13 protein-coding genes and 1 pseudogene are annotated in these 16,630 nt (G+C 49.9%); 5 read left to right on the forward strand and 9 right to left on the reverse strand.

Annotated features, from left to right (window positions below; genetic code table 11):
• Positions 1-58 precede the first annotated feature (58 nt).
• Together ACZ5ZV_RS11270 and ACZ5ZV_RS11275 are read right to left on the reverse strand one after the other, a co-directional pair.
• Positions 59-376: a hypothetical protein gene (locus ACZ5ZV_RS11270; protein WP_464117106.1), complete on the reverse strand. Its 318-nt coding sequence runs from the start codon at positions 374-376 to the stop codon at positions 59-61.
• A complete protein-coding gene (locus tag ACZ5ZV_RS11275; protein WP_155723921.1) occupies positions 363-536 on the reverse strand; it encodes a hypothetical protein in 174 nt (57 codons plus the stop codon). The genes ACZ5ZV_RS11270 and ACZ5ZV_RS11275 overlap by 14 nt, the downstream gene beginning before the upstream one ends.
• Positions 537-1,391: 855 nt before the next feature.
• On the opposite strand from ACZ5ZV_RS11275, the gene ACZ5ZV_RS11280 reads away from it, so the two are divergent.
• Positions 1,392-1,598, forward strand: a complete 207-nt coding sequence (locus tag ACZ5ZV_RS11280) for a hypothetical protein (protein ID WP_464117107.1) — start codon at positions 1,392-1,394, stop codon at positions 1,596-1,598.
• Between the two features lie 12 nt (positions 1,599-1,610).
• On the opposite strand, the gene ACZ5ZV_RS11285 is transcribed toward ACZ5ZV_RS11280, so the two are convergent.
• Both ACZ5ZV_RS11285 and ACZ5ZV_RS11290 read right to left on the reverse strand, forming a co-directional pair.
• Positions 1,611-2,669 (reverse strand): hypothetical protein, encoded by a 1,059-nt coding sequence (locus ACZ5ZV_RS11285; protein WP_464117108.1) that lies wholly within the window; start codon positions 2,667-2,669, stop codon positions 1,611-1,613.
• A 156-nt stretch (positions 2,670-2,825) separates the two neighbouring features.
• The gene (locus ACZ5ZV_RS11290) at positions 2,826-4,025 is read right to left on the reverse strand and encodes an MFS transporter (RefSeq protein WP_464117109.1); all 1,200 of its coding nucleotides are present in this window, start codon (positions 4,023-4,025) and stop codon (positions 2,826-2,828) included.
• A 107-nt stretch (positions 4,026-4,132) separates the two neighbouring features.
• Between ACZ5ZV_RS11290 and ACZ5ZV_RS11295 the strand changes: the two are divergent.
• Positions 4,133-4,450, forward strand: a pseudogene (locus tag ACZ5ZV_RS11295) (Ig-like domain-containing protein); the annotation flags it as partial.
• A 54-nt stretch (positions 4,451-4,504) separates the two neighbouring features.
• Here ACZ5ZV_RS11295 and murJ read toward each other — a convergent pair.
• The 3 genes from murJ to uvrB are packed head-to-tail and all read right to left on the reverse strand — an operon-like array spanning position 4,505 to position 10,024.
• Positions 4,505-6,067, reverse strand: a complete 1,563-nt coding sequence (gene murJ, locus ACZ5ZV_RS11300) for a murein biosynthesis integral membrane protein MurJ (RefSeq protein ID WP_464117110.1) — start codon at positions 6,065-6,067, stop codon at positions 4,505-4,507.
• The gene (gene uvrC / locus ACZ5ZV_RS11305; protein WP_464117111.1) at positions 6,064-7,962 is read right to left on the reverse strand and encodes an excinuclease ABC subunit UvrC; all 1,899 of its coding nucleotides are present in this window, start codon (positions 7,960-7,962) and stop codon (positions 6,064-6,066) included. The genes murJ and uvrC overlap by 4 nt, the downstream gene beginning before the upstream one ends.
• Positions 7,949-10,024 (reverse strand): excinuclease ABC subunit UvrB, encoded by a 2,076-nt coding sequence (gene uvrB, locus ACZ5ZV_RS11310; RefSeq protein WP_464117112.1) that lies wholly within the window; start codon positions 10,022-10,024, stop codon positions 7,949-7,951. Before uvrB ends, uvrC begins: the two co-directional genes overlap by 14 nt.
• A gap of 122 nt (positions 10,025-10,146) precedes the next feature.
• On the opposite strand from uvrB, the gene ACZ5ZV_RS11315 reads away from it, so the two are divergent.
• From ACZ5ZV_RS11315 to ACZ5ZV_RS11325, 3 genes are all read left to right on the forward strand, one after another.
• Positions 10,147-12,450 carry a penicillin acylase family protein gene (locus tag ACZ5ZV_RS11315; RefSeq protein WP_464117113.1) on the forward strand — a complete coding sequence of 768 codons (2,304 nt, stop codon included), beginning with the start codon at positions 10,147-10,149 and terminating at the stop codon, positions 12,448-12,450.
• 56 nt (positions 12,451-12,506) lie between these two features.
• Positions 12,507-13,025, forward strand: a complete 519-nt coding sequence (locus ACZ5ZV_RS11320; RefSeq protein WP_464117114.1) for a DUF3617 domain-containing protein — start codon at positions 12,507-12,509, stop codon at positions 13,023-13,025.
• Between the two features lie 70 nt (positions 13,026-13,095).
• The gene (locus tag ACZ5ZV_RS11325; protein WP_464117115.1) at positions 13,096-13,590 is read left to right on the forward strand and encodes a hypothetical protein; all 495 of its coding nucleotides are present in this window, start codon (positions 13,096-13,098) and stop codon (positions 13,588-13,590) included.
• A 33-nt stretch (positions 13,591-13,623) separates the two neighbouring features.
• Here ACZ5ZV_RS11325 and cysS read toward each other — a convergent pair whose 3' ends face one another.
• Together cysS and gltX are read right to left on the reverse strand one after the other, a co-directional pair.
• Positions 13,624-15,075: a cysteine--tRNA ligase gene (cysS, locus tag ACZ5ZV_RS11330; protein ID WP_464117116.1), complete on the reverse strand. Its 1,452-nt coding sequence runs from the start codon at positions 15,073-15,075 to the stop codon at positions 13,624-13,626.
• A gap of 9 nt (positions 15,076-15,084) precedes the next feature.
• Positions 15,085-16,566, reverse strand: coding sequence for a glutamate--tRNA ligase (gltX, locus tag ACZ5ZV_RS11335; RefSeq protein WP_464117117.1), 1,482 nt, complete (start codon positions 16,564-16,566; stop codon positions 15,085-15,087).
• Positions 16,567-16,630 lie beyond the last annotated feature (64 nt).

Genomic DNA, 16,630 nt, shown 5'->3' on the forward strand with positions numbered 1-16,630 from the left:
TTTCGGCCTTAAACTAAAAAACGGTTAGGTAAATTTTCTTGACCGTCTCATCGTGAGACTAGAAATGTTTTTTCTCCCAAGCTTCCGGCGCGGAGGGCTTTTTATTTCCTTTAAACATTTCGTCGCCAAAATTTTTGATAAAGCGGCATGGCCGCCCGGACTTGGTTTTCACAGTGTAGTATTGGTGCGGGAGGTAGCAAAAGCCGTCTGGCTTGCAGAGGACTTTTTGCGGTCCCGGCTGCAAGTTCATTTTTAGGCGTCGGCGGGCGTGATCTTCCATTCTCTCAAAAATCAGCTCCTCTTCCATTGGGTTGTAAATTTCGCAATGAACGTCATTCGGACAGATCGCCGCGCGCGGCCTTTTAGTTACTTCCATAGGTATTTTGCTCCCTTCCGATAGGCAATGTGTTTATTTCGCTTGTGGAGGCCGTGGCGCGGTTTTTCTTTTTTCCGTCCCAGCCCTTTGGGTTGAGTCTTTTATGCGCCGCTATCGCTGGTTTAAGAGCGAGTTTTGGCCGACCGACTTTGTTTTTCATATTTTTGCCTCCCGCAGAATTTCGCGGCGACGTTTTCGCAAGGCCGCGAGACACTCTTTCACCTGTTTCTGGTATTGGAAAAATTCGACGGCGGTCATGCAAAGACCTTCTTTTTTAAAGTCGAATTTTCGTTTTGATTCGCGCTGAAAGATTTTAATAAATCTGTCCAGCTCTTCGATTGAAAAAACGAGCTGCGAGAGAGACTTTGCAAAGTCTTCGGCCCACGTTTTCGGGTAGCGCATAGTTTCGTCCTCCGTTCGACAACCGCAGTGCGGTTAAGTTGTGTCTTGGATTTTGAAACTCGTTGCGAGAGAGGGAAGGGCCGAAATTCCCGGCCAGTTCCATCAGATCGGATGCCGCAAGGCGCAGTGAGCCCTATAGGTCCACAAAAAAATTGCTTCCCTATAGTTAATCCCACCCAGCTCCACCGAGTCGTTAGCACGCTTCGGCGCATCCCCCTTTTACCCTCTTACGAGGCCCTGCACGCGTTGGGGGAACTTGGCTTTTAACTTGTATGCCCTGTGATTCTTTTCGCTCTCACAGGCTTGTGAGAGCGTTTAATAGACTGTTTTTCATTCCTATTGCGCCCCCACCGCAAGACGAGTTATCGGCCAAGCATGAGAACGCACTCTACCATGTGCTTGCACGCTTGAACGAGTTTCCCAGATGGGCCGCGCCGCTGGCTACGCGACTCCGCCCACCTGTGGCACTCGCAAAACGTGCATATTTTTCAGGCATTTCCCTCTGGAAATGTACCTTGCAAAACTTTCACTGTCTCACTTTTGTCTCAAGTTGAAACGGATTTTACCGATAAGAAAGGTATCGTTAGCACTGACAGCCTTTAAGGAGGTTCCCATGGAAGTTTTCAGATTCAACATCTTACCTACTGAAGAGTTCCTTAAACGTGAATCTTTCCGTCAGGCCATCAATAACTGCGAGCAATGTGGAACGGCTTTGGAGTTCAGCTACAAACAGATGACTGAACATGCCGTTCTTTCCGAAGAGGCCTCCTGCCCTTGCTGTGAGCAAAAACAGGAAGCTCGCCACCACCGCATCCACTAAACGGACACGGCCCTAGTTCTTCCAATCAAAGTAGGCCATCTCATAAACAAACTGAAGCATACGCTCGTAGAGATAAAGAGATTCAGACATCCTGGCAGAACCACCCAAAGCCGTCATATAGGAAAGACCATGGGCATAGGCGCCCATAGCGTCCACCGCCGCCGCCATGGCTTTCGGGTGCATCCCCTGCAATTCACGAACTCGCTTTTCACATTGCCGTTGAATACAGTTCAAATGATCCGCCACGGAACTGGTCCCTGCACACTTGGCTTCGGAGTAGTTGGAAAAACCACGTGTCACCGGGAAGTAATCCTCGGTTTCCTGCGCCATGATTCTCATCAACAGGGTCGACATCATATCCAACTGATATTTTTCACAATGGCTCAACTGACGACCTCCCCGTTGACAAATGAAGGACGCATACTTCATCCACGATTGGGAAAAGGTCGCCATGGACTGAATCACTTCCTCAGCCACCTGCGGGTCTTCACCAAAATGTGCGCGCATAAAAATAGGAATTTGACGACTGACTCTCAAGAAATGCTCTCGGCTGTTCTGCAAAGAATCCCCTCGAGGGACTGGCGCCTCCACAGAAGGAGCTTCTTTGGGCGGCGCTGTCGGAGGTGTCAGTGGCGCCTTCGGACGCTCTGGCGGAACTGGCGGTTTCCCGTCATTTTCCAACGCTGTCTTGACCTGGCGACACTGCACCTGAACAGCGCAGTCAGCAGAAGAAATCTGATAACCACCGGCCTCGGCATAACCTTCAAACTGAATCTGCTGACCAGTGGTAATACGGGCAAAATAAAAATCGTTACTAAATAAACCACCTTCAAGATTCAAGAATACTTCCACCTTGCTGTCTTTAAAACCTTCAGCAGCCAGATCAAAGCGATACCATCCAAAACCTGTCGCCTCACCCTCGGCGCACCCCCCGCTCCAGGACGCTTGCACCGGGGCCTTCCACGGCAACTCAGGATGCTGGACCGTACACCCTTCCAAGGTGCGAACTTCGGAGCTTGCATAAGCGGCTCCCGCAACAAATACCAACAACAACGTGACAAAACTTTTCATCAGAACCTCAGATGTTTTTTTAATTAAACAGGTTGAAGTTGATAAAAGATTGCCACGAAGAAGCCAAGCAGATTTCTAGGCCCCCATTGGTCTTTCGTGTTTGTAATAATCAGAACTGATAAGACTGAAAAAAGTATCTAAAAAAAATGGTAATTCCTAGGTGTCTCGCGGAACGAATTCCTTAAGACCCTTGTAAAACCCTATGAGCGCCAAACCCGTGGCGGCCGCCACTAAGGACAATGAGGTTGTCGTGATGCGCGCCACGGCCCCCCAAGTGATGGCCCCCAACGCCATGCCGGCATAGAACACGGCCAAAAACACCCCCAACATGGTGGCTTTTAAACGCGAAGCCCCTGTGATCTGGCGCGAACTCATGTTCATCAGGGTCGCCAGCACCAGCCAACCAATCCCGGCAAAGAACATCGCCGCACAAACGTACAAATATCCCGGCGCCAGTCCCAGCAGCAAAACGCCCACGGCATAGATCACATAAGATCCCGCCAAGGACTTGTTGGTGCGATGAGGCTGCATGATTTTTTCTGACAAGAAGGCACTGACACAGGCCCCAAGCCCCAAGAACCCCAATAAAGAACCGTATTGCAAAGATGACAACTGCAATTCAATACGCCCGCGGGTCGGGTACAACGCCCACAGTGAAGAGGCAAAGAATGTGACACAAAAGATTTCGGCCCACAGCTTCATATTATGCAATGACAACAAGGGCTTCCAGTCGTTTTCAACAATCTTGATATTCTGTTTTTCGGAAAGATCTTCTTTCACCGGCCATTTCCAGAAAAACAAGATCAACCCCAGAAACGAAAAACTGTTCACCAAAAAAGCGGCGCTGGGACCAAAGCCACTTAAAATCCCCCCGCCCAGCGTGGGACCTAACACCCTCGTGATGTTAATCCCCATGTAATACACAAGTACGGCCTGGGCTTGCATTGGTGTGGGCACCAGGTCCGTCAATACCGACTGAAACGCCGGGTTCGTCAAAGCAAAACCAATCCCCATCACCAGCGATAACCCCAGCAGACTGACTTCACTGACTTTTTCCTGCCAGACCAAATAAGCCAATAGACCTGCGGCAAAGAACATAAGTCCCTGCGCAAACAACAAAACTTTGCGTCTGTGTCCCAAGTCAGAAATATAGCCGGACGGAATGCTTAGGAACAACACTGGCAAACTGCCTGTGAAAGACAGCAAAGAAACCACCAAGGGTGATATCGACAAATGTGTCATCACCCAACTGGCTGCCACATCCTGAATCCAGGTGCCTAGATTTGACAAAAAAGCACAGATCCAAAAGGATCTGTAGACAGAAATTTTCAGAGGAGACCAGACAGAGTCATTCATGACAAGTACAGCATACTCCTGAAAAACTTTGCGACCAATCTCTTCTTGGAAAAAAATAAGGATGTCAGGAGGTGCTTATGAGAAATCTATTAAGTATAATCCTCACAATGACCCTGCAACTTCCCGTTCTTGCCTTGGCCTCCCCGGTGGAGTTGAGGGTGAGCCCCACCAGCATCGAAGCTCAATCCAGCAGGTATTATTACTATAACTTCGGCAGCGTGCGAGTGAACTGGAGTCAATATGCCGATCTTTACCTGCGCAACACAGGGCAAGAGCCCCTGCAAATCCGCGGCATCTACATCACCGGCGCCGCTTTCTGGGCCTGGAGTCAATGCCCCGAATTCTTGTTTCCAGGACAAAGCTGCCGGACCCGGGTGGAGTTCCGTCCCTGGCATGAAGGCTACTTCAGTGGCGCTTTAAGATTTAAGTTCCCCGATGGCAATATCATCGTGGATCTTTACGGCTGGGGGGGTGCGGTACTAGCGAATACGGCGCAGAACCTTTTGCAAAAGACTGTGAGCCTGCTCGACCTTGAAAGCATATCCCAAGGCAAAATACAGCACTCCGTAAATCACCAAAGCAACCCCCGCGCGAATGATCACATGAAGGGAAGAATCCACCGCCAGGCGCACCACCAGGGCGCCTGCGCCCGCTCCAACCAGAGCCATCAACCACACTTTAGCTTGAAAGTTTAGTGGCAAGCCTGTTTTGCCGATTTTTTTGTTTAAGGCCTGACGAAGCAGGTAAAACTCAATCCAGGCCGCAACCCCAGCAGCCACTGTCAAACCCACTGTGCCCCACTGACGATCAAAACCCAAAGCCTCTGGCAGGTAGAATCCCCCCAGAACCCCCAACACCGTTGCGAAGATCACACGCACAATCGCAAACTGCAAGGGTGTTCGAGTGTCCTTCAAAGAATAAAAGGTCGACGAATACAAGCGTCCCAAAGTAGAAGCCAAAAGTCCTACCGTGTACCCGACCAAAACCAGCCAGACATAACGGGTGTTATCGGCTTGGAATTGACCTGTCTGAAAAACGGCTCCGACAATCAAATCCCCCAGAACAACAAACCCCACAACCGACGGGATAATAAAGAAGGCAATCTGCTGCAAACCGCGATTCAGACGACCTTGCAGGTAATGACGAATGTCCTCTTCGCTGCCCGTGGCCTGTGACATGGCCGGAAGCTCGGCCGCAGAAACACTCATGCCGAAAAGACTGACCGGAAGCAGATACAAAGTTTGCGCATAGGCCAAGGCGGAAACCGCCCCCGTCGGAAGCAAGCTGGCCAAAACGTTGTCAATATAGGCACTGATCTGAACCACACCACGAGAGAAAACCACGGGCACGAAATTGCGAACCACCGTGCGCACAGAGGATAAATTTAAATTCAAAGATGGAGAAATCTTTTTCCCCAATCTTAGCGCCGAGGGAAGCTGAATGAAGAACTGCAAAAAGCTTCCCGCCACAAGTCCCCATGCCACCGTCACGGCCAGGTCAAACTGCCCTTGTTTGCCACCCCATAAAACCAACGCAGCAATAATCGACAGATTCCAAATCACGGGAGCGACATACGAAAGGAAAAAGCGACGGTGCGAGTTTAAAATCCCCAAGCACCATGCCGACATCACCAAAAAGCCGGTTCCCGGGAAAAGAATCTGAACAATCTGAATCGTCAGAGTGCGTTTTTCACCCGTGAAGCCCGGAGCAATAAGATCAATCAAAAAAGGTGTGGCGAAAACTCCGCCCAGAACCAAAAACGACGTCAGCAAAAACAACAAACTGCCAATGACAGAGGCCACTTTCGCGGCCTCTTCATCGTGTTTCTTAGCCAAAAGCTGAGCATAAACCGGGATGAAGCTGGCTGAAAGCACACCCTCACCAAAGAGATTCTGTAAAAAGTTAGGAATTTTCAGGGCGGCCTTAAAAGCATCCCCGGCATCGGAGTTCCCGAAAAAGTGGGCAAACACCCGTTCGCGGACCAAACCCGCGATCCGGCTTAAAAATATTCCCAGTCCCACTAAGAGCGCATGACTCTTCACTCTTCAACCTCTGTTTCTTCTTCTTCGCCTTCGTTTAGCTGAAGCAGAATGCGCTCGGCAAGAACTCGGTTGAAAGTCTTTAGCTTTGCGATCTCTTCAGGATCGGCCATTTTGATTTCATCAATAGACTGGAATCGAGTCAAAAGAAGTTTCTTCCTTTTTTCCCCTAACCCCACAACATAGTCCAATTCACTTTCAAGTGAAGTGCCTTCCCGCAGTTTGCGGTGATAGGTGATGGCGAAACGATGGGCTTCGTCACGAATACCCGTTAAAATATGCAATGCCTCTGCATTGTGCTTGAATATCACCGGATTGGATCGCCCCGGCAGGAAGAAACGCTCTTCCGTGGACTCCACTTCCTGCTTCTGGAAGTCACTTTCTGTGCGGGCTTTGGCCAACCCCACCACGGGAATGTCCTTGCGTCCGATTTCTTCCAGAATTTTCATCGCCTGCGCCAATTGCCCTTTGCCACCATCGATCACGATCAACTGCGGATCTTCGTACTCACTGTGTTTGAATCTGCGACTTAAGACCTCATACATTGAAGCAAAGTCATTGATCCCCTGCACTGTTTTGATTTTATAGCGGCGGTAATGCTCTTTCGCAGGGACTCCATCTTCAAAGACCACCTGAGAAGCCACCGTCTCGGCCCCTTGGAAGGTTGAAATATCATAACACTCAATTCGACGCGGACGATCTGTAAGACCAAAGCGTTCTTTGATCTCGTCAAGCCCCCGCAGCTTTTCCTCGGACTTGGAAACATACTTCAGGAAGTGGGCCTTGGCATTGTCATGGGCCATTTCCACCAGATTGCGACCGCGCTCGTCCGTCGCAAATCTTACCACGGTCTTGCTGCCCGAGCGTTCTTTTAAGACCTCTTCCATTAACTTCGTCAGGTCATTGCCAATATCCAGTGGCAACAAAACTTCGTCTGGAATGAAGTTGTCATCATAATACTGATTCAAGAAGTCCACCAGCCACTCGCGCGGATCCTCGATGGCATCGTTGGGATCAAAATGCGGAAGATAATGCGATCGGGTTCCGATCACGCGACCCGCACGCACGTGGACGGTCTCAATAAGACAGCCACGCTCATCACCAAAGAAGCCCACAGCATCCTGATCTTTTTCCGAAGTGTCGTTGATGACGGCCTGTTTTTGCAAGATCGCCTTGATCGACTCCACCGAGTCACGCAACCTGGCCGCCACCTCAAACTTTTCTTCGTCCGCCGCCGCCCGCATCTTTTCAGTCATGGCTTTGACCACTTTACGGTTCTGACCTTTTAAGAATAACTTCGCACCTTCAATCTCGCCACGATAGTCATCCTTGGTGATGTACTCCACACAAGGGGCCGTGCAACGGCCAATCTGATAGGTCATGCAAGGGCGTTTGCGGGTTTTAAAAACCGCATCCGTGCAATCGCGGATTTTGAAAGTTCTGTTTAAGAAACGAATTGTGCCCTGCACCGCCAGACCCGAGGTGTAAGGACCAAAATAAAGAGACCCGTCTTTTTTCACCTTTCGCGCCAAATACAGGCGCGGGAACTCATCCCCCCAACTCAGGCGGATGTAGGGATAGGCTTTATCATCCCGCAGACGGATATTGTACTTCGGACGGTGCTTTTTAATCAGTGAGGCCTCAAGCAGGAAGGCTTCAACCTCGGTTTTAGTCAGAATGTATTCAACTTCGTTGATGTTGGAAACCAGAAGTCGGGTTTTAGGCGAATGGTCCTTGCTGTCGGTGAAGTAGCTGCGCACCCGACTGCGCAGATTTTTGGCTTTGCCGACATAGATGATTTTGTCGGCGTTGTTTTTCATCAGGTAAACACCACTCTGCGTGGGAAACTCTTTGACCTTGTCGCGAACTTCCTCGAAGCGAGAACTACTTGAGGCCATCTTTGACAGCCTCCGCGCTTTCAGCTTCCACCTCGCCACTGCGGACGTTCAATTCCACAATCTGCAGACGTTTGATTTCATCGCGGATTTTAGCCGCTTCTTCAAACTCGAGGTTCGCTGAAAGCTCTTTCATACGGGCACGCAGCTTTTCGATTTCCTGCTGGATCTTTTCCGGCTGATGCGCAAATTTGTTCATGATAGCAGCGGACTTGTTCGCTCCGGCCAAAGGAGTCGATACAGTTCCATCAAACAGCTCACCCAGACCGTCTTTGATTTTCTTCTTCACGGATTGTGGTGTGATACCGTGAGTTTCGTTGTATTCAGCCTGAATACGACGACGGCGTTCCGTTTCGTTGATCGCCTTTTGCATGCTTTCCGTGATCACGTCCCCATACAGAATCACCCGGCCATTCAAGTTTCGGGCCGCGCGCCCAATGGTTTGCACCAGGGATCTTTCCGAGCGCAGGAAGCCTTCTTTATCGGCATCGGTGATACCAACCAGACTGACCTCCGGGATATCCAGTCCTTCTCGCAGCAAATTGATTCCCACCAGGACATCAAAGACGCCCAGACGCAAATCCCGCAGGATCTCCATACGTTCCATGGTGTCGATTTCACTGTGCAGGTATTTGACTTTGATACCGAGGTTTTCGTAGTACTCCGTCAGATCTTCAGCCGAGCGCTTGGTCAGTGTTGTGATCAGGACGCGCTCTTGTTTTTTTACCCGTTCGCGGATTTCTTTTAACAAGTCATCCACCTGATGTTTGACCGGGCGAACTTCAACAACAGGATCGATCAGGCCCGTCGGACGGATGATCTGCTCGACAATCACACCTTCGGATTTTTGCAGCTCATACACACCCGGGGTTGCCGATACATAGACGACTTTATCCATCATCCGTTCAAACTCCTGGAAGTTCAAAGGGCGATTGTCCAGTGCTGACGGCAGACGGAAACCGTGCTCCACCAGATTCATCTTGCGCGCACGATCCCCGCGATACATGCCACCGATCTGAGGAATAGTGACGTGGGACTCATCCACAAACGTCACAAAGTCTTTGGGGAAATATTCAAGCAAAGTCGGAGGCGGCTCCCCCGGCCCACGACCAGTCATATGACGAGAGTAGTTTTCAATACCCTGACAAAAACCCATCTGCTCCATCATCTCGATGTCGTAATAGGTTCTTTGTTCCAGGCGCTGGGCTTCCAGCAGTTTCATTTCTTTATTGAGCTGTGCCAGGCGGTCCCGCAATTCATCCTGGATTGTTTTAATGGCGTGCTTCAGGCCCTCATCACTGGTGACGTGGTGACTTCCCGGATAAATACCGACCTGATCCAGCTCTTCCAAAACCTGACCGGTCAAGGGATCAATCCATGAAAGACGCTCGATAAAGTCCCCGAAGAACTCCACCCGCACGGCGCGCTCTTCTTCATACGGAGGGAAGATTTCAACATTATCCCCGCGCACCCGCACGGTTCCGCGCGAGAAGTCCACGTTATTTCGCTGGTATTGAATGCGAATTAGTTCCCGCAGCAAATGATCCCGCTTCATCTCGGTGTTAGAGACAATTTGAATCATCATGCCTTCATAGGCTTCCGGAGAACCCAAACCATAAATACAAGACACGGAGCTAACAATAATCACATCCCGACGATCAAACAGGGATCTGGTGGCCGAGTGGCGCATGCGATCGATCTGCTCATTGATTGCCGAATCTTTTTCAATGTAAGTGTCTGTCGAAGGAATGTAGGCTTCTGGCTGGTAGTAATCATAGTAGCTCACAAAGTACTCAACAGCATTGTGAGGGAACAGCTCTTTGAATTCGGCATACAACTGCGCCGCCAGTGTTTTATTCGGAGCCAAGACCAGCGCTGGTTGATTCAAATTGGCAATCGTATGGGCCATGGTGAAGGTCTTACCTGACCCGGTCACCCCCAGCAGCGTCTGATGTTTTAATCCTGCCGCAAAGTTTTCAGCAATTTGTTCAATCGCCTTTGGCTGATCACCAGAAGGTTTGAAGTCTGACACCAATTGAAAGTTCTTTTTGTAGGTAGAGCCCATCCCTCCAAGAATAGCACTTCCTTATGAAAGTACCCGCACTTTTTTGACCCTAGCCCCGCGTTATATGCGAGGTGGCATTAAAGGTCCTTGCCTCGGTGCAGACGTCAGTTGAGAGTTCTAGGATGAAACTATTCAAGCGAAGCCTTCTCGTATTTACAGCACTGGTTTTGATCCTGACTGTTGGCGCCTATTACTTTATGCGCCAATCTTTGCCACCCATGGAAGGAAGGCTCACTCTTGCAGGTCTGAGTTCCCCCGTCTTGGTCATTCGCGATCAGTACGGAATTCCTCACATCAAGGCCACGACGAAAGTGGACGCCCTGCGCGCCCTGGGATTTGTCATGGCCAGCGAAAGGCTGTTTCAAATGGAACTGTCCCGGCGCATGACTCAAGGGACTTTAAGTGAGGTCTTCGGTGAGCTGGCTTTAAAAAGTGACAAACTGTATCGCAGCCTGATGCTGCGCCGATCGGTTGAGCGCATGATTGAAAAAGAAAAACAAGAAGGCCGCTTCGACCAGAAGATGTGGGACGAAATGCAGGCTTACTTTGATGGGGTTAACGAATTCATCAAAACCCGCCCCCTTCCCTATGACCTGCAAATTGTCGGCATCAAACCTGAACCCTTCACGCCATGGGATGCCTACGTCATGACAGGCCACATGGCCTACAGTTTTGGCATTGCCCTGAAAGCGGATCCCCTAATGACTGAGTTTGCCAAAACCATGCCCGAGGATGTTTTTCAGGTTTTACGCAATGATCCGCTAAAAGCACCCCTGAAGATTTCTTCCTGGTCTGAATCCCTGGCCCCCTTCGTACTGCCAACTGAAAACCTTTTTGCCGGCAGTTTTGAAGGCAGCAACGCCTGGTTGATCTCTTCCGACAGATCTCATTCCGGCAAAAGTCTTTTCGCCAATGATCCGCATATTGGCTTTTCTCATCCGGCCACTTGGGTTGAGGCCCATATTCAAACTCCGGACTTTGAGCTTTACGGACACTATCTGCCTTTGGTTCCCTTTGCTGTTCTGGGGCACAATTTCCATCATGCCTGGGGCTTTACCATGTCTCTGGCTGACGACATGGATCTTTATGCCGAGACCCTGAACAAAGAAAAAAAGACGGTCGTTTTTTCTGGCAAAGAAGTCCCTTATCAGGAATGGACCGAAATCATTAAAATCAAAGACCATAAGGACCTGATCTTGAATATGATTGAAACCCCGCATGGCCCGATCATGGACGAAACCCTGGAGCGCAAGGGCCTGGCTTTAAAATGGGCTTATCATCGCCCGGACAACAACCCCATGAAGGCTCTGCGTGAAATGGCCGAAGCTAAGAACATGGCGACTTTTGAAAAAGCTTTGCAACATGGCACAGCGCCAGGACTCAACGTCATGTATGCCGATGCCGACAACATCGCCTGGTGGATCTTTGGCGACATAGCAGTCAAACAAAATCCAAATTCAGATATGATCTTAGATGGCGCCTCGGGTAAGGATGAATACGTTCGTGTCCTGTCGTGGCAGGAAAAACCTCATCAGATCAATCCCCCCTCCGGCATCATCGTGACAGCCAACTCCCGCCCGCAAGGACTGGATTCGTTAATTCGCGGCGACTGGCAGTCAGACGACCGCTATCAGACCCTGACACGCGCTTTAAGCGAAAAAGACCTGTGGAGCGCTGAGGACGTCAAGAACCTGCAAACTGAAAACTACAACTACCAAACGCGACAACTTCTAGACAGACTTCTGGAAAATCTTCTTTTAAGTGAGTCCGACAAACAGCGCTTTGACAAAGAAATCACAGCCCTGAAAGCATGGAATCTGCGCTCTGAGATTGATTCCACCGAGGCAAGCCTTTATCACCAATGGAACAACGAAATCGTGCTGACCCTGGTTGAACGAATGCCACCAGAGCAGCGTGCGACTTATTTGACAACCCCTTACGCCTGGTCCTTCTATGAAAGAACAATGCTCGATGAGGCCTCGCCATGGTGGGCAGATCATAATAAGTCTGAAGTCATTTCCGCAGCATTTTTAAAGGCGATTGATAAAGTGCGCGGAACAACTTGGGGCGAACTTCACACCGTCGAATACACTCACCCGCTAGGACGCAGTTTTCCGCTGAATAAAATTTTTAACATCGGGCCACAACCCATACCCGGCGCCTATAATGAGATAAACAACAACAAAATGCGTGGACTGGGAGGCGACTTCAAAGTCGTCGCAGGCCCCTCCACACGACGCGTGATTGATTTTGCCCACCCTCAGGAAAGCTGGGGTATTAATCCCATCGGCATCTCGGGTCATATCTTGTCCCCGTTTTACAACGATCAGGTGCAGATGTTCCTTGAAGGAAAGTACCGTCCGCAACATATGAGTGATGAAGGTATTCAGAAAAACATTCGCTACGAGATGACTTTAGTGCCTTGACTCATGAGCGTGCGGGTCAATTAAGATAGATAAACAACTTCGACTTGGAGATTTTTATGAAACACCTGCTTCTGACTGCAGCCCTTCTGACTGCCGCTTCCTCGGCCCAGGCCTTTGATATCAAACCGGGCCTGTGGGAAGCCAAGATGACTTTGACCCTGGATGGAAAAGTTTTTGATCCCATGGCGGAAATGAACAAGGCCCTGGCGCAAGTGCCTGCAGAGCAGCGCAAACAAATGGAAGAGATGATGGCCAAGTCCGGCAGCCACATGCCCATTACAAAAGACGGCTATCGCATTTGCTACACTGCCGACATGCTGAACAATCCAAAGTCCGTTATGGATGCCACCAAATCCTGCACGACAAAGGTCACAACTCAAACTGCAAAGAAGATTTCAGGAACATTTGATTGCCCGAAGGAAGATGCCAAGGGCACTTTTGAGTGGACCGCCAAATCCGACACGCAATACGAGGGTGTGATGACTGGCAAAAACAGCAAAGGCAAAGACACTGTCATTCGCTATGAAGGCAAGTTTGTTTCTGCCGATTGCGGCAAAGTGAAGCCTGTAAAATAGCACCCCGACCTCGTTTTTCTTAGAGCTTCCTTTTCATCCCATGCATCATGGGGTTCAAAAGGAGGCTCTTATGTTTTGGGCAAAGACTCTTCTGGCCGCCACGGTCATTTCACTTTCCACTCTTCATGCGGAGGCCTACCCTTCGGTCGGCGATAAAGTTTCCTGGACTGGGGAAATCAATCGCAACGGTGAAACGCTGGGTGTGAAAATCACCAAAGAAATTCTTTCCCGAGACGAACAAAGCCATCTTTGGAAAATCCGTATCGATGCCTCCATCGGTGGTGAGAACAACAGTCATATTGTTGAAACCACAGACATGTACACACCTGAAAAATTCAAAAGCATCATCGCTGATTGCGTAAGAAGCGGTGGCAAGCTGGAAAAGCTCAAGGCCCCGGCTGGCACCTACAACACCTGTAAGATGAGCACGACTCTGAATGATGGAACCTTGATTGAGCGCTGGTGGGGTGACATTCCCTTCGGAGTCGTCAGTAAAAGCACTCGGGACTCCGGAAAGTTGCCGATCTCCAAGCCGGATCTGGATTCCATAATTGCCGGACTGTGAACGAAAGCCCTCTTTCGAGGGCTTTTAAAAGAGCTATTTCGTCACTTCCCAGAAGCTGCCTTCCGGTGTGTCACTGACAGAAATCCCCAGGGCGGTGATCTTCGCACGAAGCTCATCCGATTTCGCAAAATCCTTGGCGGCGCGAGCCTCCCCGCGTTCAGCCACAAGTTTATCGACAGCAGCTCTTTCCAGATTCATTTTCTTTAGCAACATATCATCCAGCTTGATCAGGAATTCATGTGCTGGCTCCTGGAACAGGCTCATGATTGAGCCGACCTTACGAACGAAATTGCGGAATGCCAGAGCTTTACCCTGAATCGCCGGATTTACTTTCATGCCACGACGAACTTGTGCGTTGAACTGCCGAACCACCTCAAACACAGCCGCAAAAGTATCCGGAGTGCCGAAGTCATGATTCATGGCCTCTTCCACCTTCTTCCACGCCTCTTGCGTGATCTTGGCAAAGGCGGCATCTTCCTGAGTCACATCCGCAGTCAGATAACTTTCTGCCATTGACAAGGCAGAATACACACGAGACAAGCCCCCGACAGCACGTTCGATGGTCTCATCACTGAATTCGCTCATTGTGCGATAGTGTGCAGACAGAATCATCCATTTATAGATCTCGGCGTTGTACATCTCCAGGAATTCCCGCATGGTCACGATATTTCCCAAAGACTTGGACATTTTCTGTCCGCCGAAGTTCAGCATGTTATTGTGCATCCAGTATTTTACGAATGTTTTTCCGGTGCAGCCTTCACTTTGTGCGATTTCATTTTCATGGTGCGGGAAGATCAAATCCATACCGCCACCATGAATGTCGATCTGATCACCGAAAATATTTTTAATCATCGCCGAGCACTCAATGTGCCAGCCCGGACGTCCCGGCCCCCACGGTGACGGCCAGGAAACCTCTCCTGGCTTTGCTGCCTTCCAAAGAGCAAAGTCCATGGGGTTTCTTTTCTTTCCATCAACCTCCACGCGGGCGCCAGCCATCAGATCATCCGTATTGCGGCCACTAAGCTTGCCATAGTCTTTGAAGGATTCGATGGAATAAAGAACATCCCCTTGCGCCTCGTAGGCTTTCTTCTGAGCCACCAAACTTTCCACCATGGAGCGAATATCGTCCATGTGTTCAGTCACCTTGGGGTTCATGTCATGCGGACGAAGCCCCAGCAGCGCGAAATCTTTTTTGTATTCGGCGATGTATTTTTCAGACAACTCGTTCGGCGACATTCCCAGTTCGTGGGCGCGATTGATAATCTTGTCATCCACATCCGTAAAGTTCAAAGCATAGGTCACTTTGTAACCTGAATGCTCCAGCCAGTTGCGAACCATGTTGAAGACCACCGGACCACGGAAATTTCCCACATGCAGGAAGTTATAAACCGTAGGACCACACACGTACATTTTCACCTGACCCGGAGTCAGTGGTACGAATTCTTCAAGCTGCTTACTTTGCGAGTTGTGGATCTTCAACGACATTTTATTCACCTATACTTTTGCCAGCGCCTGCTCTGCGCGGGACACCAAAGAGGATTTCTTCATCAGCGGCACCAAAGTTTTTAGCTCCGCCCCGTGAGGTTTTCCAATCACCGCCACACGAATTGGCATGAAAAGATGCTTTCCTTTGGCCCCGGTTTGATTCTTCACCTCATCCTGAAGTTTCAGGAAATCGTCTTCCGTCATATAATCCGCAGGGAACGCTGCCACCAGGTCTCTCCATGCCGTCAGAACCGCCTTGGTGGGTTCCCACTTCAGGGTTTCATCTGCTTCTGGAAGGATGACATAAGCCTTGTCATTCAGCGGACGATACAGCTCAATTGCATCGGCCAAAGTTTCCATATAAGGCTTAAACAAATCCAGGGACTTGCTTTGCCATGCCGGATCCTGCGGAAGCTCCATGTGTTCGCGCGCAAGGAAGGGTTGAATCGCCTTCCAAAGCTCGGCATTCGGAAGCGCACGCAAGTGCTGTGCATTCACCCACTTGAATTTCACACGGTCAAAGATCGCTCCGGAAGGATTCAGACGGGAAATATCAAAGACCTGCTTCATATCCTCCACAGACAAAAGCTCACGCCCTTGAGGATCGGACCAGCCCAACAAAGCAATAAAGTTCAACACAGCACTGGCCAAGTAACCTTCGTCTTTGAGTTGACCGCAAGCCACGGCGCCTTTGCGCTTGGAAAGTTTTTGACGATCTTCATCCAAGATCAAAGCCATGTGACCGAATTCCGGGATTTCCCAATTCATCGCCTCATAGATCATCAACTGGCGCAACGTGTTTGGCAGATGCTCTTCCGCACGGAAGACATGGGTGATTTTCATCAAGTGGTCATCCACCACGCAACAGAAGTTGTAAACCGGCATACCGTCAGAGCGAAGCAACACGAAGTCCCCCACCATGTCTGACGGGAACTTCACTTCACCACGGACCAGATCGGTGAAGACATAGTCTTTCTCAAGACCCTTGGTTTTATAACGAACCACCGCTTTGTCGCCCGTCTTCAGGCGCTCTAAAGCTTTTTCCAGCGGCCAGTCCTGATACGGCGACTGCAAATGTGCAAAGCTGCCATTGGCCTTGGCTTCTTCTTTTTGCTTTTCAATTTCCGCCTCGGTCATGAAGCAGTAATAGGCTTTGCCTTCTTTCAGAAGTTTGTCGGCAATTTCTTTGTAAATATGCAGGCGCTCACTTTGGCGATAAGGACCGTGGGGCCCCACATCTTTCAATGTCACAGGGTCGACACCCTCATCCCACATCAAACCCAGCCAAACCAGATCATCCACCACACCACGCAAAGATTCTTGTGTGGAGCGAGCCTCATCCGTGTCTTCGATACGCAGAATGAATTCACCGCCGTTTTTCTTAGCAAAAAGATAGTTATAAAGAGCCGTACGCGCACCACCCACGTGCAGATAACCCGTTGGGGAAGGAGCAAAACGAACACGAACATGCGGAGAAATTTTAGCGGACATAAGAACTCCAAGAGCCTGAAACCAGCCTAAAAAACAAAAGGGCCTGGTTGTTAAACCAAGCCCC

This window comes from Bdellovibrio sp. HAGR004 (genome assembly GCF_055397015.1).

Bases quoted from the DNA above. Each gene is read 5' to 3' on its own strand.
- ACZ5ZV_RS11270 (WP_464117106.1), bottom strand. From the start codon at position 376: ATGGAAGTAACTAAAAGGCCGCGCGCGGCGATCTGTCCGAATGACGTT.
- ACZ5ZV_RS11275 (WP_155723921.1), bottom strand. From the start codon at position 536: ATGAAAAACAAAGTCGGTCGGCCAAAACTCGCTCTTAAACCAGCGATA.
- ACZ5ZV_RS11280 (WP_464117107.1), top strand. From the start codon at position 1,392: ATGGAAGTTTTCAGATTCAACATCTTACCTACTGAAGAGTTCCTTAAA.
- ACZ5ZV_RS11285 (WP_464117108.1), bottom strand. From the start codon at position 2,669: ATGAAAAGTTTTGTCACGTTGTTGTTGGTATTTGTTGCGGGAGCCGCT.
- ACZ5ZV_RS11290 (WP_464117109.1), bottom strand. From the start codon at position 4,025: ATGAATGACTCTGTCTGGTCTCCTCTGAAAATTTCTGTCTACAGATCC.
- uvrC (WP_464117111.1), bottom strand. From the start codon at position 7,962: ATGGCCTCAAGTAGTTCTCGCTTCGAGGAAGTTCGCGACAAGGTCAAA.
- uvrB (WP_464117112.1), bottom strand. From the start codon at position 10,024: ATGGGCTCTACCTACAAAAAGAACTTTCAATTGGTGTCAGACTTCAAA.
- ACZ5ZV_RS11315 (WP_464117113.1), top strand. From the start codon at position 10,147: ATGAAACTATTCAAGCGAAGCCTTCTCGTATTTACAGCACTGGTTTTG.
- ACZ5ZV_RS11320 (WP_464117114.1), top strand. From the start codon at position 12,507: ATGAAACACCTGCTTCTGACTGCAGCCCTTCTGACTGCCGCTTCCTCG.
- ACZ5ZV_RS11325 (WP_464117115.1), top strand. From the start codon at position 13,096: ATGTTTTGGGCAAAGACTCTTCTGGCCGCCACGGTCATTTCACTTTCC.
- cysS (WP_464117116.1), bottom strand. From the start codon at position 15,075: ATGTCGTTGAAGATCCACAACTCGCAAAGTAAGCAGCTTGAAGAATTC.
- gltX (WP_464117117.1), bottom strand. From the start codon at position 16,566: ATGTCCGCTAAAATTTCTCCGCATGTTCGTGTTCGTTTTGCTCCTTCC.